At 71.2% G+C, this 26,593-nt stretch carries 21 protein-coding genes; 11 read left to right on the top strand and 10 right to left on the bottom strand.

Annotated elements, in window-relative coordinates; translation table 11 throughout:
- Positions 1 to 3 precede the first annotated feature (3 nt).
- Genes OHB04_RS20625 through pdhA (OHB04_RS20615) form a run of 3 tightly spaced genes read right to left on the bottom strand, consistent with a single transcriptional unit; the run spans position 4 to position 3,940 of the window.
- Positions 4 to 1,644 carry a dihydrolipoamide acetyltransferase family protein gene (locus OHB04_RS20625; RefSeq protein WP_326808002.1) on the bottom strand — a complete coding sequence of 547 codons (1,641 nt, stop codon included), beginning with the start codon at positions 1,642 to 1,644 and terminating at the stop codon, positions 4 to 6.
- Positions 1,644 to 2,741, bottom strand: coding sequence for an alpha-ketoacid dehydrogenase subunit beta (locus tag OHB04_RS20620; RefSeq protein WP_326808001.1), 1,098 nt, complete (start codon positions 2,739 to 2,741; stop codon positions 1,644 to 1,646). Before OHB04_RS20620 ends, OHB04_RS20625 begins: the two co-directional genes overlap by 1 nt.
- Positions 2,738 to 3,940: a pyruvate dehydrogenase (acetyl-transferring) E1 component subunit alpha gene (pdhA, locus tag OHB04_RS20615; RefSeq protein ID WP_326808000.1), complete on the bottom strand. Its 1,203-nt coding sequence runs from the start codon at positions 3,938 to 3,940 to the stop codon at positions 2,738 to 2,740. Before pdhA (OHB04_RS20615) ends, OHB04_RS20620 begins: the two co-directional genes overlap by 4 nt.
- 232 nt (positions 3,941 to 4,172) lie before the next feature.
- Between pdhA (OHB04_RS20615) and OHB04_RS20610 the strand changes: the two genes are divergently transcribed.
- Positions 4,173 to 4,670 (top strand): Lrp/AsnC family transcriptional regulator, encoded by a 498-nt coding sequence (locus tag OHB04_RS20610; RefSeq protein ID WP_326692824.1) that lies wholly within the window; start codon positions 4,173 to 4,175, stop codon positions 4,668 to 4,670.
- Between the two features lie 34 nt (positions 4,671 to 4,704).
- Here the strand turns inward: OHB04_RS20610 and OHB04_RS20605 are convergent, their stop codons facing one another.
- Positions 4,705 to 5,319, bottom strand: a complete 615-nt coding sequence (locus OHB04_RS20605; RefSeq protein ID WP_326807999.1) for a TetR/AcrR family transcriptional regulator — start codon at positions 5,317 to 5,319, stop codon at positions 4,705 to 4,707.
- Positions 5,320 to 5,693: 374 nt separating this feature from the next.
- Between OHB04_RS20605 and paaN the strand changes: the two genes are divergently transcribed.
- Positions 5,694 to 7,400: a phenylacetic acid degradation protein PaaN gene (gene paaN, locus OHB04_RS20600; RefSeq protein ID WP_326689176.1), complete on the top strand. Its 1,707-nt coding sequence runs from the start codon at positions 5,694 to 5,696 to the stop codon at positions 7,398 to 7,400.
- Positions 7,401 to 7,569: 169 nt separating this feature from the next.
- Here paaN and OHB04_RS20595 read toward each other — a convergent pair whose 3' ends face one another.
- Positions 7,570 to 9,294 (bottom strand): protein kinase domain-containing protein, encoded by a 1,725-nt coding sequence (locus OHB04_RS20595; protein WP_326807998.1) that lies wholly within the window; start codon positions 9,292 to 9,294, stop codon positions 7,570 to 7,572.
- A gap of 532 nt (positions 9,295 to 9,826) precedes the next feature.
- Here OHB04_RS20595 and OHB04_RS20590 point away from each other — a divergent pair.
- Together OHB04_RS20590 and OHB04_RS20585 are read left to right on the top strand one after the other, a co-directional pair.
- Positions 9,827 to 11,446 carry a protein kinase domain-containing protein gene (locus OHB04_RS20590; protein WP_326689174.1) on the top strand — a complete coding sequence of 540 codons (1,620 nt, stop codon included), beginning with the start codon at positions 9,827 to 9,829 and terminating at the stop codon, positions 11,444 to 11,446.
- A 452-nt stretch (positions 11,447 to 11,898) separates the two neighbouring features.
- Positions 11,899 to 12,948: a phosphotransferase gene (locus OHB04_RS20585; RefSeq protein ID WP_326689173.1), complete on the top strand. Its 1,050-nt coding sequence runs from the start codon at positions 11,899 to 11,901 to the stop codon at positions 12,946 to 12,948.
- Here the strand turns inward: OHB04_RS20585 and OHB04_RS20580 are convergent.
- Together OHB04_RS20580 and OHB04_RS20575 are read right to left on the bottom strand one after the other, a co-directional pair.
- Positions 12,915 to 13,523 (bottom strand): pyridoxamine 5'-phosphate oxidase family protein, encoded by a 609-nt coding sequence (locus tag OHB04_RS20580; RefSeq protein ID WP_326689172.1) that lies wholly within the window; start codon positions 13,521 to 13,523, stop codon positions 12,915 to 12,917. The genes OHB04_RS20585 and OHB04_RS20580 overlap by 34 nt on opposite strands.
- Positions 13,524 to 13,742: 219 nt before the next feature.
- Positions 13,743 to 14,561, bottom strand: coding sequence for a response regulator transcription factor (locus OHB04_RS20575; protein ID WP_326807997.1), 819 nt, complete (start codon positions 14,559 to 14,561; stop codon positions 13,743 to 13,745).
- Between the two features lie 399 nt (positions 14,562 to 14,960).
- Here OHB04_RS20575 and pdhA (OHB04_RS20570) point away from each other — a divergent pair, with 399 nt between their 5' ends.
- From pdhA (OHB04_RS20570) to OHB04_RS20550, 5 genes are all read left to right on the top strand, one after another.
- On the top strand, positions 14,961 to 16,610 hold the full coding sequence (gene pdhA, locus OHB04_RS20570; RefSeq protein ID WP_326807996.1) for a pyruvate dehydrogenase (acetyl-transferring) E1 component subunit alpha: 1,650 nt from the start codon (positions 14,961 to 14,963) through the stop codon (positions 16,608 to 16,610).
- Positions 16,610 to 17,629 (top strand): alpha-ketoacid dehydrogenase subunit beta, encoded by a 1,020-nt coding sequence (locus OHB04_RS20565; RefSeq protein WP_326689169.1) that lies wholly within the window; start codon positions 16,610 to 16,612, stop codon positions 17,627 to 17,629. The genes pdhA (OHB04_RS20570) and OHB04_RS20565 overlap by 1 nt, the downstream gene beginning before the upstream one ends.
- Before the next feature lie 14 nt (positions 17,630 to 17,643).
- Entirely contained in the window at positions 17,644 to 19,230 is a 1,587-nt protein-coding gene (locus OHB04_RS20560) for a dihydrolipoamide acetyltransferase family protein (RefSeq protein ID WP_326807995.1), read from the top strand.
- A gap of 118 nt (positions 19,231 to 19,348) precedes the next feature.
- The gene (locus OHB04_RS20555; protein ID WP_326807994.1) at positions 19,349 to 20,080 is read left to right on the top strand and encodes a GntR family transcriptional regulator; all 732 of its coding nucleotides are present in this window, start codon (positions 19,349 to 19,351) and stop codon (positions 20,078 to 20,080) included.
- On the top strand, positions 20,077 to 21,399 hold the full coding sequence (locus tag OHB04_RS20550; protein WP_326807993.1) for an MFS transporter: 1,323 nt from the start codon (positions 20,077 to 20,079) through the stop codon (positions 21,397 to 21,399). Before OHB04_RS20555 ends, OHB04_RS20550 begins: the two co-directional genes overlap by 4 nt.
- A gap of 121 nt (positions 21,400 to 21,520) precedes the next feature.
- On the opposite strand, the gene OHB04_RS20545 is transcribed toward OHB04_RS20550, so the two are convergent.
- Positions 21,521 to 22,354, bottom strand: coding sequence for a maleylpyruvate isomerase family mycothiol-dependent enzyme (locus OHB04_RS20545; protein WP_326689165.1), 834 nt, complete (start codon positions 22,352 to 22,354; stop codon positions 21,521 to 21,523).
- Between the two features lie 131 nt (positions 22,355 to 22,485).
- Here OHB04_RS20545 and OHB04_RS20540 point away from each other — a divergent pair, with 131 nt between their 5' ends.
- Complete coding sequence (locus OHB04_RS20540; RefSeq protein ID WP_326689164.1) at positions 22,486 to 23,283, top strand: carbon-nitrogen family hydrolase; 798 nt, start codon at positions 22,486 to 22,488, stop codon at positions 23,281 to 23,283.
- 233 nt (positions 23,284 to 23,516) lie between these two features.
- A complete protein-coding gene (locus OHB04_RS20535; RefSeq protein WP_326807992.1) occupies positions 23,517 to 25,451 on the top strand; it encodes an NHL domain-containing thioredoxin family protein in 1,935 nt (644 codons plus the stop codon).
- 74 nt (positions 25,452 to 25,525) lie between these two features.
- On the opposite strand, the gene OHB04_RS20530 is transcribed toward OHB04_RS20535, so the two are convergent.
- Together OHB04_RS20530 and OHB04_RS20525 are read right to left on the bottom strand one after the other, a co-directional pair.
- Positions 25,526 to 25,753, bottom strand: a complete 228-nt coding sequence (locus OHB04_RS20530) for a hypothetical protein (RefSeq protein ID WP_326689162.1) — start codon at positions 25,751 to 25,753, stop codon at positions 25,526 to 25,528.
- A gap of 125 nt (positions 25,754 to 25,878) precedes the next feature.
- Positions 25,879 to 26,493 carry an ArsR/SmtB family transcription factor gene (locus tag OHB04_RS20525; protein ID WP_326689161.1) on the bottom strand — a complete coding sequence of 205 codons (615 nt, stop codon included), beginning with the start codon at positions 26,491 to 26,493 and terminating at the stop codon, positions 25,879 to 25,881.
- Between the last annotated feature and the right edge of the window lie 100 nt (positions 26,494 to 26,593).

Raw genomic sequence — 26,593 nt, 5'->3', positions numbered from 1 at the left:
GCATCAGAGCGTACGGAGAAGCACCGCCGGCCGCTCCACGCAGTCCGCGACATGGCGCAGGAAGCCTCCCGCCGTGCCACCGTCACACACCCTGTGGTCGAAGGTGAAGGAGAGCTGGACGACGTCCCGTACCGCCAGCTCACCACCGGCCACCCAGGGTTTGCGGGCGATACGTCCGACGCCGAGCATCGCGGCCTCGGGGTGGTTGATGATCGGGGTGGAGCCGTCGACCCCGAACACTCCGTAGTTGTTCAACGTGAAGGTGCCGCCGGTCAGCTCGGCGGGGGAGAGCGTGCCCGCCCGGGCGGCTTCGGTGAGCCGCGCCATCTCCTCGGACAGCTGCTCGGCCGACAGCGTGTGGGCGTTCCGTACGACGGGAACGACCAGCCCTCTGTCGGTCTGCGCGGCGAAGCCGAGGTGCACCCCGGGCAGGACGACGATCTCCCGCGCCTCGGTGTCCACGGTCGAGTTCAGCTCGGGGAAGCGGGTGAGGGCCGCCGTGCAGATGCGCGCCAGGAGCGCCAGCAGGGAGACTTTGGGTGGGGTTGTGCCGCCCATCGGGCCGGATGCCGGATTCGAACCGGATACCGGACTTGAGTCGGATACGGGACTCGAGCCGGATGCCGCGGCCGAACCGGATGCCGCGGGGGCTCCGTGTCCCGGTGGCGCGTTCATCTCCCGCCGCAGGGCGAGCAGTTCCGTGGCGTCGGCGTCGACCCAGCAGCTCGCGTCGGGGATCTCGCTGCGGCTGCGGGACATGCGCTCGGCGGCTGTGCCCCGGATGCCCCGCAGGGGGATCCGCCGCGCGCCCTCACCGGCACCGTGCTCGGAACGCGCACCGGATGAAGCGTGTTGTGCGGCGCGCTTTGGAGTATCGGTGTTCCGGGGGCGGCCGGCGGTTGGCGTCGTCCGCGCCTGGGCGTGCGCTTCTTCAACGGCACGCTCCACGTCGGCCCGCAGAATCAGCCCGTCGGGGCCCGTGCCCGTCATTCCGGCGAGGTCGACCGCGTGTTCGCGGGCCAGGCGGCGTACCAGGGGTGAGATGACGGCGACGGGACGGCTCGCCCCGGCGCCGCCGTCGTGACCGTTCCGTCCGGCGGGGGCCTGCGTGCGGGCCTTCACGGGGGTGTCACGGCGTGTGTCCGGCCGGGACTTCTCCCCCGCCCCGGCCTCTGTCCCTGCCGTCGGCCGTGCTTTTGCCCCGCCCACCGCCCCGCCCACTGTCCCCGCTCCCGGCGCGCGCACGGAGGTCCGTGGACGCCGTTTCGGGGCCGGTCCGGTGCCGTAGCCGACCAGCACATTCCCGGAGCCGCCCACATGTTCGGGCTCGGGGACGCCGTCCGCCTCGGAGGCGGCAGCCGGGCCGGTAGCGGCGCCGCTCTCCGCGCCGGCCACGTCGGGGCCGACCGCGACCGTGACCAGTGGGGCGCCCACCGGCACCTCGGCGCCCTCCGCCGCGCTGTGGGAGGTCACCACTCCCCCGTACGGGCACGGCACCTCGACCAGGGCCTTGGCCGTCTCGACCTCGACGACGGGCTCATCGATCTTGACCGTGTCGCCCACCGCCACCAGCCAGCGGACGATCGTCGCCTCCGTCAGCCCCTCCCCCAGGTCCGGCAGGGCGAACTCGCGGACTACACCCATCAGCGCGTGCCTCCGTCCGGATGCCGGATGTCCGGTCCCTTCGCCGGATCCTCGGTCCATTCGCTCTCCCACTGGAGGCGCGCCACCGCGTCCAGAATCCGGTCGACGCCGGGCAGATGGTGCCGCTCCAGCATCGGCGGTGGGTAAGGGATGTCGAACCCCGCGACGCGCAGTACGGGCGCCTCCAGGTGGTGGAAGCAGCGTTCGGTGATCCGGGCGGCGATCTCCCCGCCCGGGCCCGCGAATCCGGGCGACTCGTGGACGACGACCGCGCGGCCGGTGCGGCGTACGGAGGCGGCGACCGTCTCCTCGTCGAACGGCACCAGCGAGCGCAGATCGACCACCTCCAGGTCCCAGCCCTCGCCCTCCTCCCGCGCCGCCTCGGCGGCCTCCAGGCAGACCTGCACGGACGGGCCGTAGGTGATGAGCGTCGCCGAGGTGCCGGGGCGGCGTACGACGGCCTCGCCGATGCCGGGGACGTGCTCGGGCTCCTCCGGATTCCAGTCGGCCTTCGACCAGTACAGCCGCTTGGGTTCGAGGAAGACCACCGGATCGTCGGACGCGATGGCGGCGCGCAGCAGCCCGTAGGCGTCCGCGACGGTGGCGGGGGTGACGACATGGATGCCGGGCGTCGCCATGTAGTACGCCTCGGAGGAGTCGCTGTGGTGCTCGACGCCGCCGATGCCGCCCCCGTACGGGATCCGCACGGTCAGCGGCATGGGCAGGCCGCCACGGGTGCGGTTGCGCATCCGGGAGACGTGCGAGACGAGCTGCTCGAACCCGGGGAAGGCGAAGGCGTCGAACTGCATCTCCACGACCGGCCGCAGCCCATACATCGCCATTCCCACAGCGGTACCGAGGATCCCGGCCTCGGCCAGCGGGGTGTCGGCGCACCTGTCCGGCCCGAAGCGCTCGGCCAGTCCGTCGGTGACCCGGAAGACCCCGCCCAGGGTGCCCACGTCCTCGCCGAAGACATGCACGTCCGGATCCTCGGCCATCGCGTCCCGCAGGGCGCGGTTGAGCGCCTGGCCCATCGTGGCGGGCTTGCGGGCCACGGCGTCGGCGGCCTCCGGCGGCCGGCGCACTGCTGTGCTCATCGGGTCTCCTCCCCCGCCCCGGCGCGGCCCGCCGACTCCTCGGCCGCCAGCTCGGCGCGCAACTGGTCCTCCTGCTGCCGCAGTTGTGGGGTCCGCCGGGCGTAGACGTGGGTGAACAGCTCCATCGGGTCCAGCCGCGGATCCTCGTTCATCCGGTCGCGCAGCGCGGCTGCCTGCCGGTCGGCCGCCTCCTCGGCCTCCTGTACGGCCTTGTCGTCCAGGAGGCCGCGTGCCCGCAGCTCGCGCTCCAGCAGCGTCACCGGATCGTGTGCGCGCCAGGTGTCGACCTCGCTGGCGGAGCGGTAGCGCGTCGCGTCGTCCGCGTTCGTGTGCGCCTCCAGGCGGTAGGTGACGGCCTCCACCAGCGTGGGTCCCCCGCCGGCGCGTGCGTGCTCCAGCGCGCCGGTCAGCACCTCGTGGACGGCCGCCGCGTCGTTCCCGTCCACCAGCCGCCCCGGCACGCCGTAGCCGACCGCCTTGTGGGCCAGGGAGGGCGCAGCCGTCTGCTTGGCGAGCGGGACGGAGATCGCGAAACCGTTGTTCTGCACCAGGAAGACGACCGGTGCCTGCCACACGGCCGCGAAATTGAGCGCCTCGTGGAAGTCGCCCTCGCTGGTGCCGCCGTCCCCGACGAGCGCGAGCGCCGCGACGGGGTCGCCCTTGAGCCGGGCCGCGTGCGCCAGGCCCACGGCGTGCGGCAGCTGGGTCGCCAGGGGAGTGCACAGCGGCGCGACCCTGGTGGCGCGGGCGTCGTATCCGTGGTGCCAGTCGCCCCGAAGCAGGGAGAGCACCTCGACGGGATCCAGTCCGCGGGCCACAGCCGCGAGGGTGTCGCGGTAGCTGGGGAAGAGCCAGTCGTCCTCCCGGAGGGCCAGCGCGGCGGCGACCTGGCATGCCTCCTGGCCCCTGGAGGACGGGTAGACGGCGAGGCGGCCCTGTTTGGTGAGCGCCGTCGCCTGCTCGTTGAACCGGCGTCCGTGCACCACGGCGGTGTGCAGGCGCCGCAGCAGCTCACCCCCGGGCCGCGCCCCACCGCACCCCGAATGCCCGTCTCGTCCCGCATCCCGGCCATCCGGTGCGCCGAGGCCGAGCACGCGATACGGCTCGGCATCCGGGAGGAGGGGCGCCGGGTCCGTGCGGGGGCGCCAGGACGGGGGAGGTGTGGGGGTGTAGGCGCCGTGCTGCTCTAGAACCGTCATGTCGAGCACCTCCTCGTAGGGGGCGGGCCGCGGCGTGGTGCACCGGCGAGCCGGGGCAGGCCACCGGCTGGCCGGGCGGGGCGACCCGATGGGACGCCCCCTACCGATTGTTCGGTCGCTGGCACATTTTGGCTACGGGTGGCCTTGGCCTGTGGACAAATGGTCCGCAGGACCGTTCGATGACCGCAGGGTGTCCATCAAGGGGAGGCAGGGGGCTGTGCCGGGTGAACAGATGGCCGGTGGGCCGGGAGAGCCCGGGCCGTGGCGGGACTCCCGCTCCCTCGCGCGCCCTCTCGACTCGATCGACCGGGACATCCTGCGGCTGCTCCGCGCGGATGGCAGAGCCTCGATACGCTCCGTGGCCGAACGCGTGCACGTTTCCCGGGCCAACGCCTACGCGCGCATCAACCGGCTCATCGAAGACGGCGTCATCCGCGGCTTCAGCGCCCGGATCGACCAGGAGCGCGCGGGATACGGCGCTTCCGCCTACATCACGCTCAAGATCGTGCAGGACTCCTGGCGCAGCGTGCGCGAGAAGCTCCAGGAACTGCCCGGTGCGGCGCACATGGCGCTGGTCAGCGGGGACTTCGACGTGCTGCTGCTGGTGCACACCTCCGACAACAGGGCGCTGCGCGACCTTGTGCTGACCCGCATCCAGTCGATCCCCGAGGTGCTGAGCACCCGCACGCTGCTGGTGTTCGAGGAGACGGATCTGGAGCCGGAGCCGTAGCGGGCGGAGGCGGGCGGAGTCGGACGGAGCGGGATCAGTGGGTGCGCAGCCCGGCGAAGGCGGTGCGGACGACCGCCTCGGCGACCTCGGCGCTGCTGGCGCCGCCTGACGCGTGTGCCCCGCTGCCGTTCGCGCGGTCGGGGCGGTACCACTCCGCGATCGAGTTGATCATCCCGAACAGCAGCCGGGTGGCGAGCCGCGCGTCGACATCCACGCGCAGATCCCCCTCGACGGCGGCCTCCTTGACCAGCCCGGCCACCCGCTGGTCGAACTCCCGGCGGCGGGCCATCGCCCAGATCTCCGTCTCGGTGTTGCCGCGCACCCGCAGCAGCAGCGTCACATAGGGGAGTTCGGCCATCAGCACCTCGACGGTGCGGCGCGTGACGTGCTCCAGCCGCTCCACCGCGCGCCCCTCAAGAGCGCTGGGCTCCTCCAGCACCCCGAACAGGCCGTCCAGGGCGCGGCTTATGCCGCGGCGGAGCAGCTCCTCCTTGCCGCGCACATGGTGGTAGATCGAGGACTTGGAGATCCCGGCCGCCTGGGACAGGTGCTCCATCGACGTGCCGTCGTAGCCCCGCTCGTTGAACACCCGCACGGCGACGGAGAGCAGCGAGTCGGGCGTGTAGGTGTCGCGCTTGACCGTGGGCATGCGGCCGATGCTAGTGCCCCTCCCGGCAAGCTTTGCCCCGTCGCGCCGTCCGGCACGCACGCTCGCCGCGTTGGCCAAAAGCCCTGGTAGCTCCTTCCCCAAGCTCTCAACTTCGTTCGAGCAGGGGAGACCCCAATCAAGGGCTTCCGGCCGCCTTGCGATCGCACGCACCGGACGACGCTCCTTCCGGGCAAACATTGCCGGTCACGGCACTAGCCGGGCGCCGAGAGGAGTTATCCACAGGTTCACAGACCCCCTTGCACCGAACGATCGGTCGGTTGCAGTATCTATCACGTGGGCGGGCACGGCAAAGGCCTCGTCCGTGACCACCCAGTCTTCCGCCGTCTTCCCAGCTCAGCGAGGAGTTGGTCCGCGTGACCACCGGTAACGGATCCACCACAGCGCAGCTCATCGACAAGCACCGTCCGACCCTGGACCGCGCTCTGGACGCGATCCGCACCAGGGAGTTCTGGACCCCGCACCCCGAGCACCCGAAGGCCTACGGCGAGGGCGCGCCCGAGGAGGGGAAGGCCGCCTTCGACGCGCTGCGCGGCAGCCGCTTCGACCTGCCGGGCCAGCCCGTGTCCGGCGAGTGGACCGCCACCGAAGTCTCGCCGTACGGCCTGGAGATGGGTATCTCCTACCCGCGCACGGACGAAGGGGCCATCGACGTCCTGCTGCCCGTCATGCGCGGGGGCCTGCCTGCCTGGCGCCAGGCCGGGCCCGAGGGGCGCGCCGCAGTCTGTCTGGAGATCCTGGCGCGGATCAGCGCCCGCACCCACGAGTTCGCCCAGGCCGTGATGCACACCAGCGGCCAAGCCTTCATGATGGCCTTCCAGGCGGGCGGACCGCACGCCCAGGACCGCGGCATGGAGGCGGTGGCCTACGCCTACGCCGAGCAGACCCGCACCCCGGAGCGGGCCGTCTGGGAAAAGCCGCAGGGCAAGCGCGACCCGCTTCGGGTCACCAAGGAGTTCACCCCGGCCGGGCGCGGTATCGCGCTGCTGATCGGCTGCAACACCTTCCCGACGTGGAACGGCTTCCCCGGCTTCTTCGCCTCCCTCGCCACCGGCAACGCTGTGCTGGTCAAGCCGCACCCGCGTGCGGTGCTGCCGCTCGCCCTGACGGTCAGGATCGCTCGCGAGGTGCTGGCCGAGGCGGGCTTCGACGCCGATCTGGTCGCCCTGGCGGCCGAGGCGGAGGGCGACGGCATCGCCAAGAACCTGGCCACCCGTCCCGAGATCCGGGTGATCGACTACACCGGCGGCTCGGCCTTCGGCGAGTGGCTGGAGGCCAACGCCCGCCAGGCGCAGGTCCACACGGAGAAGTCGGGGGTCAACACCGTCCTCATCGACTCCACCGACGACTACGCGGGGATGCTCTCCAACCTCGCCTTCTCCCTCTCGCTCTACAGCGGCCAGATGTGCACCACGCCGCAGAATCTGGTGATCCCCGCGGACGGCATCGCGACCGACGCCGGGCACAAGTCCTACGACGAGGTCGTCGCGGACCTCGGCGCCGCCGTCAGCAAGCTGCTGGGTGACGACGCACGGGCGAACGCCCTGCTGGGAGCGATCGTCAGCGACCAGGTGCGCGAGCGGCTCGATTCGGCGTCCTCGCTGGGTGAAGTCGTCCTGCCCTCAAGGGTGGTGGAAAACCCCGAGTTCCCCGGCGCCACGGTCCGCACCCCCGTGATCGTCAAACTGGACGCCGCCAAGCCCGAGGCCGAGGCGGGCTATCTCTCCGAGTGCTTCGGCCCCGTCTCCTTCGCGGTGGCCGTCGGCTCGACGGAGGACGCGCTGACGCTGCTGCGGAGCACCCTGAGGGAGAAGGGCGCGATGACCGTCGCCGCGTACACCACCTCGCCCGAGGTGGAGCGCCAGGTGGAGGAGGTCTGCTTCGACGAGCCGGCGCAGCTCTCGCTGAATCTCACCGGCGGTGTGTACGTCAATCAGACGGCCGGCTTCTCCGACTTCCACGGCTCGGGCGGCAACCCCGCGGCCAACTGCACGCTGTGCGACGGGGCGTTCGTGGCCGGGCGGTTTCGCATGGTGGAGGTGAGGCGCATGGCAGCGTCCTGACCTCCGGGGGCGGGAGAGCCGACGAGGACCTGCGGCCTTGCCGAGACCCGAGATCCGAGGCCCCGGGCCCCGGCAAGGCCGGGGCTCGGTCTCAGACAGCGGGCCGGTCTCAGTCTGCGGGCCGGTCCCAAGTCCCAGGCCGGTGCCGGCCAGGGACTGGTGGCTGGTGTCAGTCCGCCGGCTGTCCCGAGGAGACCGTCAGGTCGACCTTGTCCTTCTTCGGGTCGAAGTCATCAAGGTCAGCCGGGTTCTGGTCCAGCACCGTGTTCTTGCCCCAGACGTTCTCGTCCTCGGTGGTGACCTCGCCGAGTTTCCATCCCGCCGCACGCAGGCAGGCCTTCACCGAGGTGAGGTCCTTGATGGTCAGATTCGGGATCATGACCTTGCTCTTGTCGTCATAGGTCTTGGAGGCGTCGGTGCACTTGGACGAGTCGATGGTGCGGCTCTTGTCCGGGCCCTTGAACTTCCCGCCCGACCCCCCGTCGCCGGAGGCGGCCCCGCCCGGCTTCACGTTCTGTGTGGGCTTCTTGGCGGGCTTCTTGTCGGCCTCCTTGTCATCGCCGCCGCTTGAGGCATTGATGATCACGAAGACCAGGGCGATGATGACGGCGAGACCGGCGATGCCGTAACCGGCCATGGCGCCCGGCGACGGCTTCTTGCCGGGGCCGCCGTGCCCACCGGGGGAAGGCGCGCCGTGCCCACCCGAGGGAGGCGTGAGGCTGTAGGGCGGCGGGGTGGCGGAACCGCCGGAGGCCGCAGCGTAGGGCGAGGGCGGCGGCGGGGTGGAGGGACCGAAGCCGGGCCGTCCCATCGCGGGCTGGGTGGGCGGCGGGGTGGAGGGGCCGAAGCCCCCGCTGTTGTACGGCCCCGGCTGGTACGGCTGCTGCACTCCGCCCTGCGAGGGCGGGGTGCCCGCCTCGACGGGCGGGAAGACGGCCTGGCCCACGCCCGCGCCGCTGTTGGCGGGCGGGCCGCCGCTGATGATGATCGGCGAGGCACCCGAGGCGACGCCCGAGCCGCCGATGCGGGCGCACTCGTCGTGCATGGCGTCGGCGGAGGGGAAGCGCTCGTTGGGGTTCTTCTTCAGCGTGCGCGCGACCAGGGCGTCGAGGGCGGGCGGCACGGACTGGTTGATGGAGGAGGGAGCGACCGGCTCCTCCTGGACGTGCGCGTAGGCGATGGCCAGCGGCGAGTCCGCGTCGAAGGGGAGCCGCCCGGTGAGCAGCTCGAAGAGCATGATCCCGACCGAGTACAGGTCGGAGCGGGCGTCCACGCCGCGGCCCAGCGCCTGCTCGGGGGAGAGGTACTGCGGGGTGCCGACGACCATGCCCGTCTGTGTCATGGAAGTCACACCGGACTGCATGGCGCGGGCGATGCCGAAGTCCATGACCTTGACGACGCCACGCTTGGTCAGCATCACGTTGCCGGGCTTGATGTCGCGGTGGACCAGGCCCATCTCGTGGCTGACCTCGAGCGCTGCCAGCACATCGCCGGTGATCTTCAGCGCCCGGTCGGCGGGCATCGCGCCGTACTGCGCGACGTCCTCGTCCAAAACGGTGCGCAGTGGCTTGCCCTCGACGTACTCCATGACGATGTAGGGCACCATCGAACCGTCGATCTCGTCCTCGCCCGAGTCGAAGACGGAGACGATGTTGGTGTGCGTCAGCTTGGCCACCGACTGGGCCTCGCGCCGGAAGCGTTCGCGGAATGACTGCTCGCGGCCCAGCTCCGTGTGGAGCGTTTTGACCGCGACCTGCCTGTCCAGCACGGAGTCGTAGGCGAGATACACCGACGCCATTCCGCCCGCGCCCAGCAGTGAACGGAGCTCGAAGCGCCCCCCGCCGACCGTGCGGCCCAAGTAGTTACCGGCCGCCTGTGCGCCGTCCTCGCTCATCTGACTGCTTCCCCCTCGGCGGCGCTGCCCCCGTGCAGGTACGTTGAGTGATCCATAGACCTGATACTGGCCCAAGTTTGCCCGAGGGCTCTGTCACGTCAAGCTCGTTGCCCGTTCCGTGACCGGATGCGCATACGGCCTTCGCGAGTGCCGTCCTCTGGGCCGTGCCGAGCCGCTCCAGTGAGCGTACGGGGTGACTTACGTCCCAGCGCACGGACCCCGCATCACTCGTCCCGCACCCTGTCGCGGGTCCCGTCACACCTTCCGTCACAGCTTCGGCACACCCTTCGCCACGGCCTTCGTCGCACCCCCGGAAGAGCGATGCTGCGTACGCCGTTGAGCGTGCCGATGTGGGTCTTGCTGTGTACATGCGGTCGCTGTCTGCGAACTTGCGGGGCCGGTGTCCCAGCTTGTTGGATGGCCCCTCTTTCGTATTCCGTCCCCATCCATGTACCCCCCGCGTGCCTGTAGCCTCCATGGGGGAGTACGCACCGCGTGAATGTCCGCGGATTCGAATCGACGGCGAGGACTGATGGCACAGACGCAAGCCGGCGGGGGCCCCTTGGACCCCGACGCGACGGGCGGCGGCTCCATGCCCGATTCGCCGGAGTTGTGGGGCAACAACGGCGTCGTCGGCGACGGCCGGTACCGCCTCACGCACCGCCTCGGCCGGGGCGGCATGGCGGAGGTCTTCGGCGCCGAGGATCTGCGTCTCGGCCGTACGGTCGCGGTCAAGCTGCTGCGCTCCGACCTCGCCGAGGACCCGGTCTCCAAAGCGCGCTTCACGCGAGAGGCCCAGTCCGTCGCGGGCCTCAACCACCACTCCGTCGTCGCGGTCTACGACTCAGGCGAGGAGATGATCGGCGGCAACATCACGCCGTACATCGTGATGGAGCTGGTCGAGGGCAGCACGATCCGTGAGCTGCTGATGACCGCGGAGGCGCCGCCCGCCGACCAGGCGCTGATCATCGTCTCCGGCGTGCTGGAAGCGCTGGCCTACAGCCACCAGCACGGCATCGTGCACCGCGACATCAAGCCCGCGAACGTGATCATCACGCACGGCGGCGCGGTCAAGGTGATGGACTTCGGCATCGCCCGCGCCCTGCACGGCGCGTCCAACACCATGACCCAGACCGGCATGGTCATGGGCACCCCGCAGTACCTCTCCCCCGAGCAGGCGCTCGGCAAGACCGTGGACACCCGCTCCGACCTGTACGCGACGGGCTGTCTGCTCTACGAACTGCTGACGCTGCGCCCGCCGTTCACCGGTGAGACCCCGCTGTCGGTGGTCTACCAGCACGTCCAGGACGATCCGGTGCTGCCCTCGCACATCGCCGATGTCGTGCCGCCCGAGCTGGACGGGCTGGTGATGCGCGCGCTGGCCAAGGATCCGGACGACCGTTTCCAGTCGGCCGAGGAGATGCGCGGACTGTCGCAGTACGCGCTCCAGATGCTGCACGAGCAGGGCGCCCACACGGGCGGTCTGTGGAACACCGGCCCGGTCACGCACGTCGGGGCCTCGACCCCCGCCATGGGCGTCCCCGGCGCCGACGCCCGCCAGCACCCCTCCCACTCCGAGACCTCCCAGATGGGCGCGCCCATGCTGCCGGGCTCCCGGGACGACGACGGGGGGTTCGAGGGCGGTAGTCGGCGCGGCGGTGGCGGCGGCAGGGGCAGCAGGGGCGGCAACGGCTTCAAGTACGCGCTGGTGGCCTTCCTCGCGGTGATCGCCATCGCGGGCGGCATCGCCTACGCGCTCAAGGACGGCACGGGCGGCGACAACAAGGATAAGAAGCCGTCCCACAGCAATTCGGAGACCAAGAAGGAGAAGCACACCAAGGATCCGAAGGGCACGCCGACGGAGACCGAGGAGGAGGACCCCGGCACCGGCACGGGTGACCCGGGCGACTGGACGCCGACCCCGACACCGACGAACTCGGCGACGGGCCCGCCCCGGCCCACCACCTCGCAGACCGGAGGGCCGGCCGACACCCCGACCGGCACCGGCAACGGCGGCCGTGGCGGTGTGTCGAACGGCAACGGGGACGGCGGCGGCAGCCCGACGAAGTCCCCGACCCCGACGTCCGGCGACGAGGACCAAGGCGGCGACAACGAGGGCGGCGAAGCGGGCAACAACACCGAGGGCAACTGACGCCTCGTCCGCCCCTCCCGGCCCTGGGTACGCCCAGCCCGCCTCCGGGCAGGCCGCTCAGCCCCCGAGCCACTTCCACCGGTCTCCACCGGCCTTCCACCGGCCGTCGACCCCGCGTCGGCGGCCGGTCGGCGTATCAGCGGGTCGGCGTATCAGCGGGTCGGCGGGTCGGCCGATCGGTGGAGCAGCGGTGACCGGTGGTCGGTGGTCGTGGTCAGACGTCCGGTGTCCGGCGGTCCGGCGGTCCGGCGGTCGGACGTACGGCGTCCGTCGGGCAGGAGGCGTACAGCATCGGCCAGTTGGCGTGAGCGGTCGGCGGCCTCCTCACAGCGCGGGTTTGATTGACGTAACCTTCGACCGACTGTCGTACGAGGGCGTCGAGTTGGCCCGAGTCGGGTTCCGGGGCCGCTCTTGACCCCCGTTGCGGAGCCAGGCGCTCCGTTTCCTCTACGATGCGGCTCGTGCAGCCGTCATCGCCCGCCCTCACCGAGGGCACCCTCCTCTCCCTGGTGCGGCGATACGGCGTGGGGGAGCCGCTGTCGTGCGAACCGGTGTCGCAGGGGCTGCTCAACCGCGGCTACCGCCTCTCCACCACGCACGGCAGCTATTTCCTCAAGCATCACCTCGACGGCGACCCCGCCGACCCGGCCGGACTCGACCGTATCGAAGGCCAGCACAGGGCGACGGCTCAACTAGGGGCGCTCGGGCTGCCGGTTGTTCCCACGCTGGCGTGCCCCGGGGGGCGGACGGTAGCTGTGGTCGGCGGGCGCTGCTACGCGCTGCACCCCTGGGTCGAGGGCAGCCACCGGCACGGCACCGAGCTGTCGGCCGCGCAGTCCCGCCAACTGGGGGCCCTGCTCGGACAGGTGCACACCCGCCTCACACAGGTCATACCCGAGGTGCCCAGCACGGCCCACGAGAGCGCCGACCCGGCCGCGACCTACGAGATGATCGGGGAACTGCTGGTGCACGTAAGGGCGCGGCGCCGGCGCGACAGCTTCGACGAACTGGCCGAGCACCGGCTCACCGAGCGCCGCGAACTGTTGCGCCGCTACGCGGCGGACCGTCCGCCCGCTGTGCCGGACTCCTTCAGCGGCTGGGTGCACGGGGACTTCCACCCGCTGAACCTGCTCTACGCGACGGCGGGCCGTGAGCCGCGGCCCGTGGCGATCCTGGACTGGGACCGGCTGGGTGTGCACCCGCGCGCGGAAGAGGCCGTGCGCGGGGCCGCGATCTTCTTCGTACGGCCCGACGGGACGCTCGACCTGCGGAAGGTACGGGGCTTCGCGCGGGCGTACCGGCACTTCGCCGGGGCGTCCCGTGCGGAACTGGCCGCCGCTGTGCACCGGGTGTGGTGGGAGCGGCTGAACGACTTCTGGATGCTGCGCTGGCGCTATCAGCTGCGGGACGTGCGAGCGGATCCTCAGTTCCCGGCCGCCGCCGCACTGGTGGTGTGGTGGAGCGCCTGCTATGAGGCGGTGCGGTCCGCGTTCTGCGACTGACCGGATGCCTTGTCGGATGCCTGACCGGGCGCGTGGCCGGATGGCGGACCGGATGCCTGGCCGGATGGCGAACTTGGTGCTTGACCGGATGCCCGGCCGGAAGAGTGTCCGGAGGAGCGGCTGTGCTGCGCGGGGCCGTGCGGGCCAACCGGGCCGTGCCGCGACCGGCCGGTCGGGCCGGGTACGCCACTGAGCCGGTGGACGGTCACGAACTCGGGATCGATCCGCAGATACGCCGGATCGAACCGCTGTCCATCGGCCCGCTCGGTCAGCGGACCGAAGCGCTCCAACTGCTCCTCGGTGGGCTCGATGAGCCGGGCCTGCCCGACGAACTGCACGGACCAGACCTCCGAGGCGCCCGACTCCACGTTTCCCGCCTCGAAGGCGACAACGTTGCCAGCCAGTGCTGAGTGATAGTCAAAACCTCGGTGGATGCGTATGAGCACGCTCTCACCGTCCACGAGATGTCGCGCGACGGTGACGAAGGGCAGCGCGTGCTTGCTCATGGCGACCCGTCCATAGCGGATGCTCGGCAGCAGGGCCAGTGCCTCTTCGCGTTCCGGGTCCGGTGGCATACCTCCACCCTGCCTGCCTCAGCTGTCCCGAACCAGGGTGATCAGCCCCTAATTGAGGGTCTTTCGGCCCCTTGCGTTTCGCGCCTCTCGACCCATCGGCCGCTCAGCCCGGGCCTCTCGACAGGCCTCCCGCATGGGCCCCCGCATGGGCCCTCGACGGGCTTCTCCACAGGCCTCTCGACGGGTCTCTCGCAGGGGGAGGCCGCTGGGCGGGAGGGGCTATCTCCCCCGGCCGGCCTGGAGCCGTGCCACGTACGCCGCGGCTTGGGAGCGGCGCTCCATGCCGAGCTTGGCCAGCAGGCTGGAGACGTAGTTCTTGATCGTCTTCTCGGCGAGGTGCAGCTGCTCGCCGATGGCGCGGTTGGTCAGGCCCTCGCCGATCAAGTCGAGGATCTTGTGCTCCTGTTCGGTGAGCGCGCCGAGCCGCTCGTCCCCGCCGTCCTGCCCGCCTGTGCCGTCCCCGCCGTCCCTGCCGTCTCCGGCACGTCCGGCACCTTGGCCGCCCCTGCCGCCTCCGACGTGCCCGGCGCCTTGGCTGCCCCCGTCATCTCCGCCGCCCCCGTCATCTCCGCCGCGTTCGGCGCCACTGCTGCCTCCGGCGCCCCCGCCGCGCAGCTGTTCCAGAACGCGCCGGGTCGCCACCGGGTCCAGCAGGGACTTTCCCGCGGCGATGTCGCGTACGGCCGTCAGCAGCTCGGTGCCGCTGATCGCCTTGGGGGCGTAGCCCGAGGCCCCGGCCATGATCGAGTCGAGGAGTGCCTCGTCCTCCGAGAAGGAGGTCAGCATCATGCAGCGGACGGACTCGTCGTGCGAGCGGATCTCCCGGCAGACCTCCACGCCGCTGTCGTCGGGTAGCCGGATGTCGAGGACTGCCACGTCCGGGTGAGTGGCGCCGATACCGGCGATGGCCTCGGCCGCCGTGCCGGCCTCGCCGACGATCTCGATGTCGGATTCGACCGAGAGCATGTCGCGCACGCCCCTGCGGACCACCTCGTGATCATCGACCAGGAATACGCGGATTCTTCCGTTTTCGGCCACTGCTTCAGTCTCACATACTGATCCTCCCTCCACTCTTCCCGGGCTCTGGCACCCCGGGTTAACGTGCGAGGGTCCGCGGCTCGCGAAGCCGTGACCAGTGATGTCCCTGATTCTTCGCACAAGTGCTTGGACTTCCGCGTTCTTACTTGGATATCCGAGCAAAGTTGCAGGTCAGGGGCGCCTCGTGCGTCTATGGAGATACTGGCCATGGCTAGGGGCGTTCCCGACTGGGGTCAGGACGAGCGGGCCGCGACCGGGACAGCAGTCACCCACCCGGTGCCGACCGCGACGCTCCCACCCCGTGCGCCGCACGGGACCGGGCGAGCCTCCCCCCGCCAGTGGGCGGGGGAGCCCCAGGCCACCGGCAATCCCGGGGGCCGGACAGACGGAGGAGCACACGTGACCGTGGAGAGCACTGCTGCGCGGAGCACCGCGCGCCGCAGCGGCACCGGAGGAAAGCGCGCGACCCAGGCTGCGAAGGCCGCCGGGGCGGGCAAGGAGGCCGCGGCGAGCAGCACGGGCGGCCAGAGCGGCGCCCGGAGCACGGCGAACGGCGCGGGCACCGCCAATGGCGCGGGCGCCGGCAGCGACAACGGCGCGACCGGCGCACGCGGGGAGTCCGGCGCTCGTAGCGCACGCGGCGCGAGCGGCGCAGGCGCCGCCAACGGGGCGGCCAAGCCGCGCAAGGCCGCCGCGAAGGCCCCTGCCAAGGCACCGGCCAAGGGCGGCCCCGCGAAGTCCGCCGCCAAGACGGCGTCCAAGGCCACGGCGAAGGCGCCGGCGAAGGGACCCACGAAGGCCACGGACCCCGCCACGAAGCCCCAGGCCAAGGCCCCTGCCAAGGCTTCCGCCAAGACCTCCGCCAAGGCCGGCGCGTCAGCCGGAGCCCGTGGCGCCAAGCGTGCCCGGCCCGCCCAGCGCACGAAGTCCGCAGCCACGACCGCGGCCACCACCGGCGCCCCCGCGGACACCGAGCTGGTGCAGCTCCTCACTCCGGAAGGCGAACGGGTCACCCATCCGGACTACGACGTCGACCTCTCTGCGGAAGAGCTGCGCGGCCTCTACCGCGACATGGTGCTCACCCGCCGGTTCGACTCCGAGGCGACATCCCTCCAGCGCCAGGGCGAGCTGGGTCTGTGGGCCTCGCTGCTCGGCCAGGAGGCCGCCCAGATCGGTTCGGGCCGCGCCCTGCGCGCCGACGACTATGTCTTCCCCACCTACCGCGAGCACGGCGTCGCCTGGTGCCGTGACGTGGATCCGACGATGCTGCTCGGCATGTTCCGCGGTGTGAACCACGGCGGCTGGGACCCCAACAGCAACAATTTCCACCTCTACACGATCGTGATCGGCTCCCAGGTCCTGCACGCGACCGGATACGCGATGGGCGTGGCCAAGGACGGCGCCGACTCCGCCGTGATCGCCTACTTCGGCGACGGCGCCTCCAGCCAGGGCGACGTCGCGGAGGCGTTCACGTTCTCGGCCGTCTACAACGCGCCGGTGGTCTTCTTCTGCCAGAACAACCAGTGGGCCATCTCCGAGCCCGCAGAGCGCCAGTCCCGCGTGCCGATCTACCAGCGCGCCCAGGGCTTCGGCTTCCCGGGTGTACGCGTGGACGGCAATGACGTGCTGGCCTGTCTCGCGGTCACCAAGGCCGCCGTCGAGCGCGCCCGCGCCGGCGAGGGCCCCATGCTCATCGAGGCGTTCACCTACCGGATGGGCGCCCACACCACGTCCGACGACCCCACGCGCTACCGCTCCGACCAGGAGCGCGCCTCGTGGGAGGCCAAGGACCCGATCCAGCGGCTGCGCACCTACCTGGAGAAGGAGGGGCTGGCCGACGCCGCGTACTTCACCTCCATCGAGGAGGAGAGCGAGGCCATGGGCAAGCACGTGCGCGAGGCCATCCGCACCATGCCCGACCCCGACACCATGGCGATCTTCGAGAACGTCTACGCGGACGGGCACGCGCTCGTCGACGAGGAGCGCGCGCAGTTCGCGTCGTACCTCGCCACGTTCGCCGACTCGGACTCTCACGAGGAGGGCCGCTGATGGCCACCACCGCCGCCGCTCCGGCCCGCTCCGAGGCCACGAAAACGAAGAAGCTTCCCCTCGCCAAGGCGATCAACGAGTCGCTGCGCACCGCGATGGAGAACGACCCCAAGGTCCTCATCATGGGAGAGGACGTCGGCAAGCTCGGCGGCGTCTTCCGGGTGACCGACGGGCTCCAGAAGGACTTCGGCGAGGGCCGCGTCATCGACACGCCGCTCGCCGAGTCGGGCATCGTCGGCACCGCGATCGGGCTGGCGCTGCGCGGCTACCGTCCCGTCGTCGAGATCCAGTTCGACGGCTTCGTCTTCCCCGCCTACGACCAGATCGTCACCCAGCTCGCCAAGATGCACGCGCGGGCGCTGGGCAAGATCAAGCTGCCGGTCGTCATCCGCATCCCGTACGCGGGCGGCATCGGCGCCGTCGAGCATCACAGCGAGTCTCCGGAGGCGCTGTTCGCGCACGTCGCCGGGCTCAAGTGTGTCTCCCCGTCGAACTCGTCGGACGCCTACTGGATGATGCAGCAGGCCATCGAGAGCGACGACCCGGTCATCTTCTTCGAGCCCAAGCGCCGCTACTGGGACAAGGGCGAGGTCGACACCACGGCCATCCCCGCCCCGCTGCACTCCGCCTCCGTCGCACGGCGGGGTACGGCGGCGACGCTCGCGGCCTACGGGCCGATGGTGAAGGTCTGCCTGGAGGCGGCAGCCGCCGCCGAGGAGGAGGGCAACTCGCTGGAGGTCGTGGACCTGCGCTCGATGTCCCCGATCGACTTCGACACGCTCCAGCGCTCGGTGGAGAAGACCGGCAGGCTGGTCGTCGTCCACGAGGCTCCCGTCTTCCTTGGCACGGGAGCGGAGATCGCCGCCCGCATCACGGAGCGGTGCTTCTACCATCTGGAGGCACCGGTGCTGCGCGTCGGCGGCTTCCACGCGCCGTATCCTCCGGCCCGCCTGGAGGACGAGTACCTGCCGAACCTGGACCGGGTGCTCGATGCCGTCGACCGCGCGCTGGCGTACTGAGGAGAGCCGTGACGATGACTGAAAGCGCCAACAGCGCCAACAGCGCCCCTGCCGACAGCGCCGCTCGTATCCGCGAGTTCAAGATGCCCGACGTGGGCGAGGGGCTGACGGAGGCGGAGATCCTCAAGTGGCATGTCCAGCCCGGCGACACGGTCACCGACGGGCAGGTCGTGTGCGAGGTGGAGACCGCCAAGGCGGCGGTGGAGCTGCCCATTCCGTTCAACGGCGCGGTGCATGAGCTGCGCTTCGAAGAGGGCACGACGGTGGATGTCGGCACGCCGATCATCACCGTCGACACGGCGCCCTCGGAGGGCGGTGCGCCTGCTGCGCCTGTCGCCGGGGACGGTCGGTCCGCTGAGGACCGTCAGCCCGCCGACGCCGGGCAGGAGCCCGGGCAGCCCGAGCAGCCCGAGGGGCGTCAGCCCGTGCTGGTCGGCTACGGAGTTTCGGCCGGCTCCACCAAGCGGCGCCCCCGTAAGCGTCCCGAGGGTGAGATTCCGGCCCCGGCCCAGACCCCGGCCCAGACCCCGACCCCGACCCCGGCTCGGGCGCAGGAGACCGCGCCCGCGCCCGCCCCCACGCGCGCCCCCACGCCCGCGACGGCCCCCCAGGAGACGCCCGGCGTCAACGGGCACGGCGCGGTGGCTCCCGTCGAAGGGGAGCGCCTGGAGCGGCCCCTGGCCAAGCCTCCGGTGCGCAAGCTCGCCAAGGACCTCGGCGTCGACCTGAACGCGGTCACCCCGACGGGGCCCGAGGGCGTCGTTACCCGCGAGGACGTCCACGCCGCGGCGGCCCCCGCCACCGCCGCGCCCTCCCCCGCGCAGGAGCCCCCCGCGGCGGCTCCGACGGCGGCCCCCACCCAGGGGTCCGAGCCGGTGCGGGACGAGGGAGCGCCCGGCGCCAGGGAGACCCGTATCCCGGTCAAGGGCGTCCGCAAGGCCACCGCGCAGGCGATGGTCACCAGCGCGTTCACCGCGCCGCACGTCACCGAGTTCGTGACCGTGGATGTCACCCGGACGATGAGGCTCGTCAGCGAGCTGAAGCAGGACCCGGACATGGCGGGCGTACGGGTCAACCCGCTGCTGTTCGTCGCCAAGGCGTTCCTGCTGGCGATCCGCCGCCATCCGGAGGTCAACTCCGCGTGGGACGAGGACCGTCAGGAGATCGTCCGTAAGCACTACGTGAACCTCGGCATCGCCGCCGCGACCCCCCGTGGGCTGATCGTTCCGAACGTCAAGGACGCGCAGGACAAGACCCTGCCCGAACTGGCGTCCGCCCTCGGGGAATTGGTGAGCACCGCGCGCGAGGGCAGGACCAGCCCGGCGGCGATGAGCGGCGGGACGGTGACGATCACCAATGTGGGGGTCTTCGGTGTCGACACCGGCACCCCGATCCTCAACCCTGGTGAGTCCGCGATCCTCGCCTTCGGGCAGATCCGCGAGCAGCCGTGGGTGCACAAGGGCAAGGTCAGGCCCCGCCAGGTCACCACGCTCGCCCTCTCTTTCGATCACCGGCTGGTGGACGGGGAGCTGGGCTCCAAGGTGCTGGCCGACGTGGCGGCGGTCCTGGAGCGGCCCAAGCGGCTGATGACCTGGAGCTGAGCCCTCTCCACAGGCCGAATCCATAGTCCGAGTCCATTCCGGATCCACAGTCCGAAGGCGCCGTCCGAATCGTGGACGGCGCCTTCGTTTGAATCTCTGTTGTATCTATGGTGTGCACATGCCTTCCGCTGCCGCCGTCAGACAGCCCCCTGCCGCAGAACGCGTGTACCACTACGTCAAGCAAGCTGTTCTGGAGCGGCACTACGAGGGCGGCATGCTCCTGACCGAGGGCGAGCTGGCCGAGGCCGTCGGGGTGTCCAGAACACCTGTGCGCGAGGCCCTGCTCCGGCTGGAGGTCGAGGGACTCATCCAGCTCTACCCCAAGAAGGGCGCGCTCGTCCTGCCCGTGTCGGCGCAGGAGATCGAGGACGTGGTCGAGACCCGGCTGCTGGTCGAACAGCACGCCGTGCACCGCGCGGTGCCCGTCTCCGACGCGCTCGTCCGACGACTGGAGGAGCTGCTGGAGGAGCAGCGCGCGCACGCCGCCGCCGGCGACCTGGCCGCCGTCTCCGTGGCCGACCGCTGCTTTCACGCCACGATCGTCAAGGCGACGGGCAACCAGATCCTCACCCGCCTCTACGACCAGCTCCGTGACCGCCAGCTGCGCATGGGCGTCGCGGTGATGCACGCGCACCCCGAGCGGATCGCGAAGAACCTCACCGAGCACAGCGACATCCTGCGCGCCCTTCGCGAGGGCGACACGGAGGCGGCGGCGCTCGCCGTCCACCAGCACGTCAGCCGCGTACGACACCTGGTACGCGGCGAGGACAGGCGCGGGGACGGGCGCGGGCTGGACGAGGGGCTCGGTCGCGGGCTCGACGACGGGCTCGGGGGCGGTGCGCCCCGATGAGTTCAGCCGCCTCGACGGACATACGCCTGCCCGGCGACCCGCCGGGCGGCGCGCGCGCCATGTGGGTGTGGGGCATCGGCGTCGCGGTCTACTTCGTCGCCGTCACCTATCGCACCAGTCTCGGTGTGGCCGGAATCGACGCCGCGGACCGCTTCGGAATCAACGCTTCCGCCCTCTCCAGCTTCTCCATCCTCCAGCTCCTCGTCTACGCGGGCATGCAGATCCCCGTGGGTCTGCTCGTGGACCGCTGGGGCACCAAGCGCATCCTGCTGCTGGGCGTGGTGCTGTTCACCGCAGGGCAGTTCGGCTTCGCCGTCTCCGGCTCGTACGCCATGGCGCTGGCCTCGCGCGCCCTGCTCGGCTGCGGGGACGCGATGACGTTCATCGCCGTACTACGGCTGGGCGCACGGTGGTTCCCTGCCCGGCGCGGGCCCGTGATCGCGCAGGTCGCGGCGCTGATGGGCATGGCCGGCAACCTCGTCACCACGCTGGTGCTCGCGCGCGTCCTCGACACCTTCGGGTGGACGCCGACCTTCGCGGGCAGCGCGGCGGGCGGGTTCGCCATCCTGCTGCTGGTGATCTTCTTCCTCAAGGATCACCCGGAAGGGTTCGCGGCCCCCGCCTTCCCCAAGGAGGCGAACGGCGGGCCGGGTCCGGGCTTCATCCGGCGGCAGATCACCGCGGCGTGGCGGGAGCCCGGCACCCGGACGGGTATGTGGGTGCACTTCACCTGTCAGTTCCCCGGCATGGTCTTCCTGCTGCTGTGGGGCATGCCGTTCCTGGTCGAGGCTCAGGGGCTCGGGCGCGGTACCGCGGGCGAACTCCTCACCCTGGTGGTGATCTCGAACATGTGCTGCGGCCTCGTCTACGGCCAGGTCATCTCCCGCCACCACGCGGCCCGCACCCCGCTGGTGTTCGGCACCGTGCTGGCCACGGCCACCGTGTGGGCGGCCACCATCGCCTGGCCGGGGCGCTCCCCGATGTGGCTGCTGATCGTGCTGTGCGTCGTGCTCGGCGCCTGCGGGCCCGGCTCGATGATCGGCTTCGACTTCTCCCGCCCCGCCAATCCGCCCGAACGCCAGGGGACCGCGTCCGGCATCGTCAACATGGGAGGCTTCACCGCCTCCATGACGACCCTGCTCGCCGTCGGCGTACTCCTCGACCTGACAGGCGACAACTTCCGTATCGCCTTCGCCAGCGTCTTCGTCCTCCAGGCGCTCGGCCTGGCCCAGGTGATCCGGCTGCGGGGGCGTGCGGTGCGGCGGGAGCGGGAGCGCATCGTGGCGAGCAGGGTCGAGGCGGTCCACGTGCCGGTGTGAGGCGGTGCTCGACGGCCCTGATGAGGCCGTGAGACAGCGTGGGGCGGTGCTCGACGGTGTGAGGAAGTGCTCGACGCTGTGGGGGCGGGCGTACGGGGCTCGGGGGAGCGCGCGGGAGCGCTCAGGGCGTGACGGAGAAATGGGTGAGGATGGCGGTCGCCAACTCGGCGTCCCCCTCGGTCTTGACGCGGTCGGAGACGGCGTCGGCGCGTACCCGCCCGGTGGCCAGCCGCAGATAGGTCTCCCAGTCCAGCGACAGCGTCGCCTCGGGGCCCAGCGAGGGACTGCCGTCCACGCTCGCCTTGCCGGCCGCGTCCACGCGTACCGTCCGCATGAACTCCATCGGGCCGCTCACGTCGAAGACCACGGCGGAGTTCGGCGGCACTCCGGCGTCCTTGGCGACGACCTTGGGCAGCCCCGCCAGCAGTACGTCCCGCGCCACGTGCGCGCCCGGCGAATCCAGGTTGCCCGGTGTATCCAACGCGCGCCGGAGGTCCTGTTCGTGCACCCAGACATCGAACGCGCGCACCATCAACTGCTGCTCCAGGGGCAGCTTCCGCGGCCCGAACGGCACCACGCTGCTGACCTCGTCCTCGGGTCCTCGCTTCTCGTTCCGCAACTGCCGGGAGCGCCGGATGAGGGTGTACTCGAACTCACTGGTCATCTCCGGGCCCGTGTGGTGCCGCCGGACGTCGACCTGGACCTCCATGTGCCGGCTTGTCTCATCGCGTACGTGATAAATGTCGCGAGGGAGTGTGTGGATAGGGCGCGGATCGCCGAGCAACTCGCACTCCAGCCCGATGATGTGGGAGACCACATCACGAACGGACCAGCCGGGGCACTCGGTCGCCCGGTTCCACTCCCCTTCGGCGAGCGGGGTGACCAGCTCGGATATCGCTTCCATGGACTGGGTCCAGGCGTCAACGTAGGGCTGAAGGCTTGGGTGGTCGGTCACGGGACCCCTCGGCGTTACGGATCGTTCGCGGGCTGGGTGCTCTCAAGTTACGCTGCCACGGGCACCCCGGCAGTGCTTTTGGGACGATGCTAGGCCCAATCGACCCCCTCGATCGCATGGACGGTGGTACGGTGCGCGCTTCTCTTCTCCAGATCCAGGTAGACCCGGATGAATCGGTCAATTCCCGGCGGGAGCGGGTCGCTTCGCTCGTACGCGCTCAAGAGGGCGCGGACCTGGTGGTGCTGCCCGAGTTGTGGGCGGTCGGCGCCTTCGCCTACGACCGCTTCGCGACGGAGGCCGAGGACGCGGACCCGGCCAGCGGGCCGACCGCGCTGGCCATGTCGGCGGCGGCGCGCGACGCGGGAGTGTGGCTGCACGCCGGCTCGATCGTCGAGAAGGGCCACGAGGCCGGGGCCCTCTACAACACCTCCCTGGTCTTCTCCCCCTCCGGCGAACTGGTCCGCACCTACCGCAAGATCCACCGCTTCGGCTTCGACCGGGGCGAGGCCGCGCTGATGACGGCCGGCACCCAGCCGGTGACCGTGCCCCACCCGCAGGCCACCCTTGGCCTCGCCACCTGCTACGACCTGCGCTTCCCCGAGCTGTTCCGCGCTTTGGTGGACGCCGAGCCGGAGGGCGCACGGGTGCTGGTCGTCCCGGCGGGCTGGCCCGCCAAGCGCGCCGAGCACTGGACGCTGTTCGCGCGCACCCGCGCCGTGGAGAACCAGAGCTTCGTGCTCGCCTGCGGCACGGCCGGCACCCACGCGGGCGTCGCCCAGGCGGGCCGCAGCGCGATCATCGACCCGTGGGGCGACGTGCTCGCGGAGACCACCGGCTCGGAGGAGACGGTGATCACAGCCGACCTCGACCTGTCCCAGGTCGACAAGGTGCGAGAGTCCTTTCCGGTACTGAAGGACCGCGTGCTCTGACCCTCGCGGGTGGCCGCCCGGGGCTCGGGTGGCCACCCGGGGGCTTGCGAGAGCCTGTGGGGCGCAAGGTCTGTGTGGGTCTGCCGGGCCGGTGAGAGCGGTCGAGCGGCCCGGAGCGGCGTGCGGTGGCCCGGAGGCGGCGTGCGGCGGCCCGGAAGCGGCGAGGGGCGGTCCGGACCCGCTCCGCGGCGGCCCGGAGCGGCGCTCTCGTCGGGGAGTGGCAGTCTGGAGCTATGAACGACTCGGCCGCCCCCTCCGCTCCCACCCCCGCCCCCCGGCCCCGCGTCCGCGCCCCCGAGCTGTCCGGCGCGGGCGGCTGGCTGAACACGGGTGGGGAGCAGCTCGACCTCGCCTCGCTGCGCGGCAAGTGCGTGATCGTCGACTTCTGGACCTTCTGCTGCGTCAACTGCCTGCACGTCCTGGACGAGCTGCGCGAGCTGGAGGAGCGGCACCAGGACACGGTTGTGGTCGTTGGCGTGCACTCGCCGAAGTTCGTGCACGAGGCCGAGCACGCCGCCGTCGTGGACGCGGTCGAGCGGTACGGCGTGGAGCATCCGGTGCTCGACGACCCGGACCTGGCGACGTGGAAGCAGTACGCGGTCCGCGCCTGGCCCACACTCGTCGTGATCGACCCGGAGGGCTACGTGGTGGCCCAGCACGCGGGCGAGGGCCATGTGCACGCGATCGAGAAGCTCATCGGGGAGCTGGAGGCCGAGCACGAGGCCAAGGGCACCCTGCGGCGCGGCGAGGGCCCGTACGTGCCGCCCGAGCCCGTCGCGACGGACCTCCGCTTTCCGGGGAAGGCCCTCGCGCTGCCGGATGGCGGCTATCTCGTCTCGGACACCACCCGCCACCAGCTGGTGGAGCTGGCATCCGACGGCGAGACCGCGCTGCGCCGTATCGGCACGGGAGAGCGCGGTCTGGTGGACGGCGCACCGGATGAAGCACGTTTCAACGAGCCGCAGGGGCTCGCGCCGCTGCCCGGCGGCGACGTCCTCGTCGCCGACACTGTCAACCACGCGCTGCGCCGCCTCGACCTGGCCACCGGTGCGGTGACGACCGTGGCCGGCACGGGCGCGCAGTGGTGGCAGGGCGCTCCTACCGACGGCCCCGCGCGCGAGGTCGCGCTCTCCTCGCCCTGGGACGTGGCCTGGTTCGCGGACCGCGCGTGGATCGCCATGGCGGGCGTGCACCAGCTGTGGACGTACGACCCGGAGAGCGGGACCGTACGGGCCGAGGCGGGCACGACCAACGAGGGCTTGGTGGACGGCCCGGCGGCGCAATCCTGGTTCGCGCAGCCCTCCGGGCTCGCCGTCGCACCGGATGAAGCGAGATTGTGGCTCGCCGACTCCGAGACGAGCGCGCTGCGCTGGGTCGAGCGCGCCGACACTTCGCGGGGCGACGGCACCTCGCAGGACGGCTCGCAGGACACCTCGCAGGGCGGCGACGGAGGGTTCGTCGTCCACACGGCCGTGGGCACCGGACTGTTCGACTTCGGGCACCGCGACGGCCCCGCCGACCAGGCACTCTTGCAGCATCCGTTGGGCGTCACGGCGCTGCCGGACGGGTCGGTGGCCGTATCGGACACCTACAACCACGCGCTGCGCCGCTTCGACCCGGCGACTGGTGAGGTCAGCACCTTGGCGACCGACCTGCGCGAGCCGTCGGACGCGGTGCTGGCGTCCGACGGCTCGGGCGAGATCGTGGTGGTGGAGTCGGCGCGCCACCGGCTGACCAGGCTTCGGCTGCCCGAGGACGCGGTACGGGTGGAGGGCGTCGCGCACCGTACGCAGCGCGCCGCCACCGAGGTCGCGGCAGGTGTGCTGCGGCTGGACGTGGTCTTCCAGGCGCCCCCCGGCCAGAAGCTCGACACCCGCTACGGCCCCTCGACCCGGCTCATCGTGAGCGCGACCCCGCCCGAACTCCTCGAACAGGGTGACGGGCAGGGAACGGAGCTGATGCGCGAGGTACGGCTGGCCGGGGGCGAGGGCACAGAGGGTGTCCTGCACATCTCCGCCATGGCCGCCTCCTGCGACGAGGAGGGCGAGTTCCCCGCCTGCCATGTGCACCAGCAGGACTGGGGTGTTCCGGTGCGCCTCACGGCAGACGGCGCCGACCGCCTGCCCCTGGTGCTCGCCGGGATGGACGAGAAGGGGCTGGACGAGTAGGAGCCCGGACGCGGGTCGGGGCGGGACGCGAACAGGAGCTGAGGGTGACAGGGGCCGGGGGCCTCCTCACCCCCTCACTCCCAGTGGTGCTTGTTGACCTCTTCGACCACCGGTGCGCCCGGGGCCGGAGGCTGCACGCGGCGGCGCTTCAGGATGCTGATGTAGGCGCACAGGCCGATGGTGCCGACGAGGAGCAGGATGATGCCCATGACGTCGACGTTGAGACCGCTGACGTCCCAGTCGACGGCCAGGGTCAGGATCGCGCCCACGGCCATCATGCCGATGCACACGACGATGCCCATGAATGGTGCCTCCAAGCTCGGTTGAGCCACTGGCTCGTTCCCCGAACTGGCTCGTTTCCCGGGCCGGTTCGCTTACCGGGCCGCGAGTACCCGGGCCGGAGGCAGGCATTCAGTACGTCTGATCTCTACTGCCCCTCCCTTTCCTCTTCCTGATCCGGCGTCGCCTCCTCGGGTTCGTCCACCGGCACCCCGAACCAGCGCAGTGCGATGGGACGGGACCCGGGCGCGGCCTCGCGGGGGCCCCGCGCGAAGCGCTGCACCAGCTCCAGATACGCGTCGTGAAACGCGCTCAGCTCTTCCCGGGTGAGATGCGTGAGACTGCGGGAGCCGCGCATCCAGCCTTCCGCGTCCGGGTGTTCGAGGGTGTAGCGCCGCGCGAGGCCGATGTCCTCCTCCATGCGCATCCGGTCCAGCTCCCCCAGCACGGCACGCTCGGCGGTCGTCAACTCCTCCTGCGGCGGCCGTCGTACGTCCAGCCCGCGTACGCCGCGCCACCACCGCTCCCGGCCGCCCGCCGAACGGTCCGGGTCGTCCTCGATGAATCCGCCGCGCTCCAGCTGGCGCAGGTGGTAGCTGAGCGTTCCCGTGTTCTCGCCGAGCACCGCGGCCAGGGTCGTCGCCGTGGCGGGGCCCGAAGTGCCCAGTCTGCGAAGGATCTTCAGGCGCAGGGGGTGCGCGAGCGCCTTGAGGGTTCCGGGGTCGCTGATGGTGCGGCGTGGCTCGTCGTCCTGCTCAGTCATGCCCCCAGTCTACGCGTCGCAGATTTTTCTCTGCATGATTTTCTCTGCAAAGCTTTCTATGCAGAGAAAGTTCTGCAATGCTGATGGGGCGAGGCCGGGA

It is taken from the genome of Streptomyces sp. NBC_01775 (assembly GCF_035917675.1).
Taxonomy (GTDB): domain Bacteria; phylum Actinomycetota; class Actinomycetes; order Streptomycetales; family Streptomycetaceae; genus Streptomyces.
This window is presented reverse-complemented; position numbering and strand designations above follow the sequence as displayed.

Bases quoted from the DNA above. Each gene is read 5' to 3' on its own strand.
- OHB04_RS20625 (WP_326808002.1), bottom strand. From the start codon at position 1,644: ATGGGTGTAGTCCGCGAGTTCGCCCTGCCGGACCTGGGGGAGGGGCTG.
- OHB04_RS20620 (WP_326808001.1), bottom strand. From the start codon at position 2,741: ATGAGCACAGCAGTGCGCCGGCCGCCGGAGGCCGCCGACGCCGTGGCC.
- pdhA (WP_326808000.1), bottom strand. From the start codon at position 3,940: ATGACGGTTCTAGAGCAGCACGGCGCCTACACCCCCACACCTCCCCCG.
- OHB04_RS20610 (WP_326692824.1), top strand. From the start codon at position 4,173: ATGGCCGGTGGGCCGGGAGAGCCCGGGCCGTGGCGGGACTCCCGCTCC.
- OHB04_RS20605 (WP_326807999.1), bottom strand. From the start codon at position 5,319: ATGCCCACGGTCAAGCGCGACACCTACACGCCCGACTCGCTGCTCTCC.
- OHB04_RS20595 (WP_326807998.1), bottom strand. From the start codon at position 9,294: ATGAGCGAGGACGGCGCACAGGCGGCCGGTAACTACTTGGGCCGCACG.
- OHB04_RS20590 (WP_326689174.1), top strand. From the start codon at position 9,827: ATGGCACAGACGCAAGCCGGCGGGGGCCCCTTGGACCCCGACGCGACG.
- OHB04_RS20585 (WP_326689173.1), top strand. From the start codon at position 11,899: ATGCGGCTCGTGCAGCCGTCATCGCCCGCCCTCACCGAGGGCACCCTC.
- OHB04_RS20580 (WP_326689172.1), bottom strand. From the start codon at position 13,523: ATGCCACCGGACCCGGAACGCGAAGAGGCACTGGCCCTGCTGCCGAGC.
- OHB04_RS20565 (WP_326689169.1), top strand. From the start codon at position 16,610: ATGGCCACCACCGCCGCCGCTCCGGCCCGCTCCGAGGCCACGAAAACG.
- OHB04_RS20560 (WP_326807995.1), top strand. From the start codon at position 17,644: ATGACTGAAAGCGCCAACAGCGCCAACAGCGCCCCTGCCGACAGCGCC.
- OHB04_RS20555 (WP_326807994.1), top strand. From the start codon at position 19,349: ATGCCTTCCGCTGCCGCCGTCAGACAGCCCCCTGCCGCAGAACGCGTG.
- OHB04_RS20550 (WP_326807993.1), top strand. From the start codon at position 20,077: ATGAGTTCAGCCGCCTCGACGGACATACGCCTGCCCGGCGACCCGCCG.
- OHB04_RS20535 (WP_326807992.1), top strand. From the start codon at position 23,517: ATGAACGACTCGGCCGCCCCCTCCGCTCCCACCCCCGCCCCCCGGCCC.
- OHB04_RS20530 (WP_326689162.1), bottom strand. From the start codon at position 25,753: ATGGGCATCGTCGTGTGCATCGGCATGATGGCCGTGGGCGCGATCCTG.
- OHB04_RS20525 (WP_326689161.1), bottom strand. From the start codon at position 26,493: ATGACTGAGCAGGACGACGAGCCACGCCGCACCATCAGCGACCCCGGA.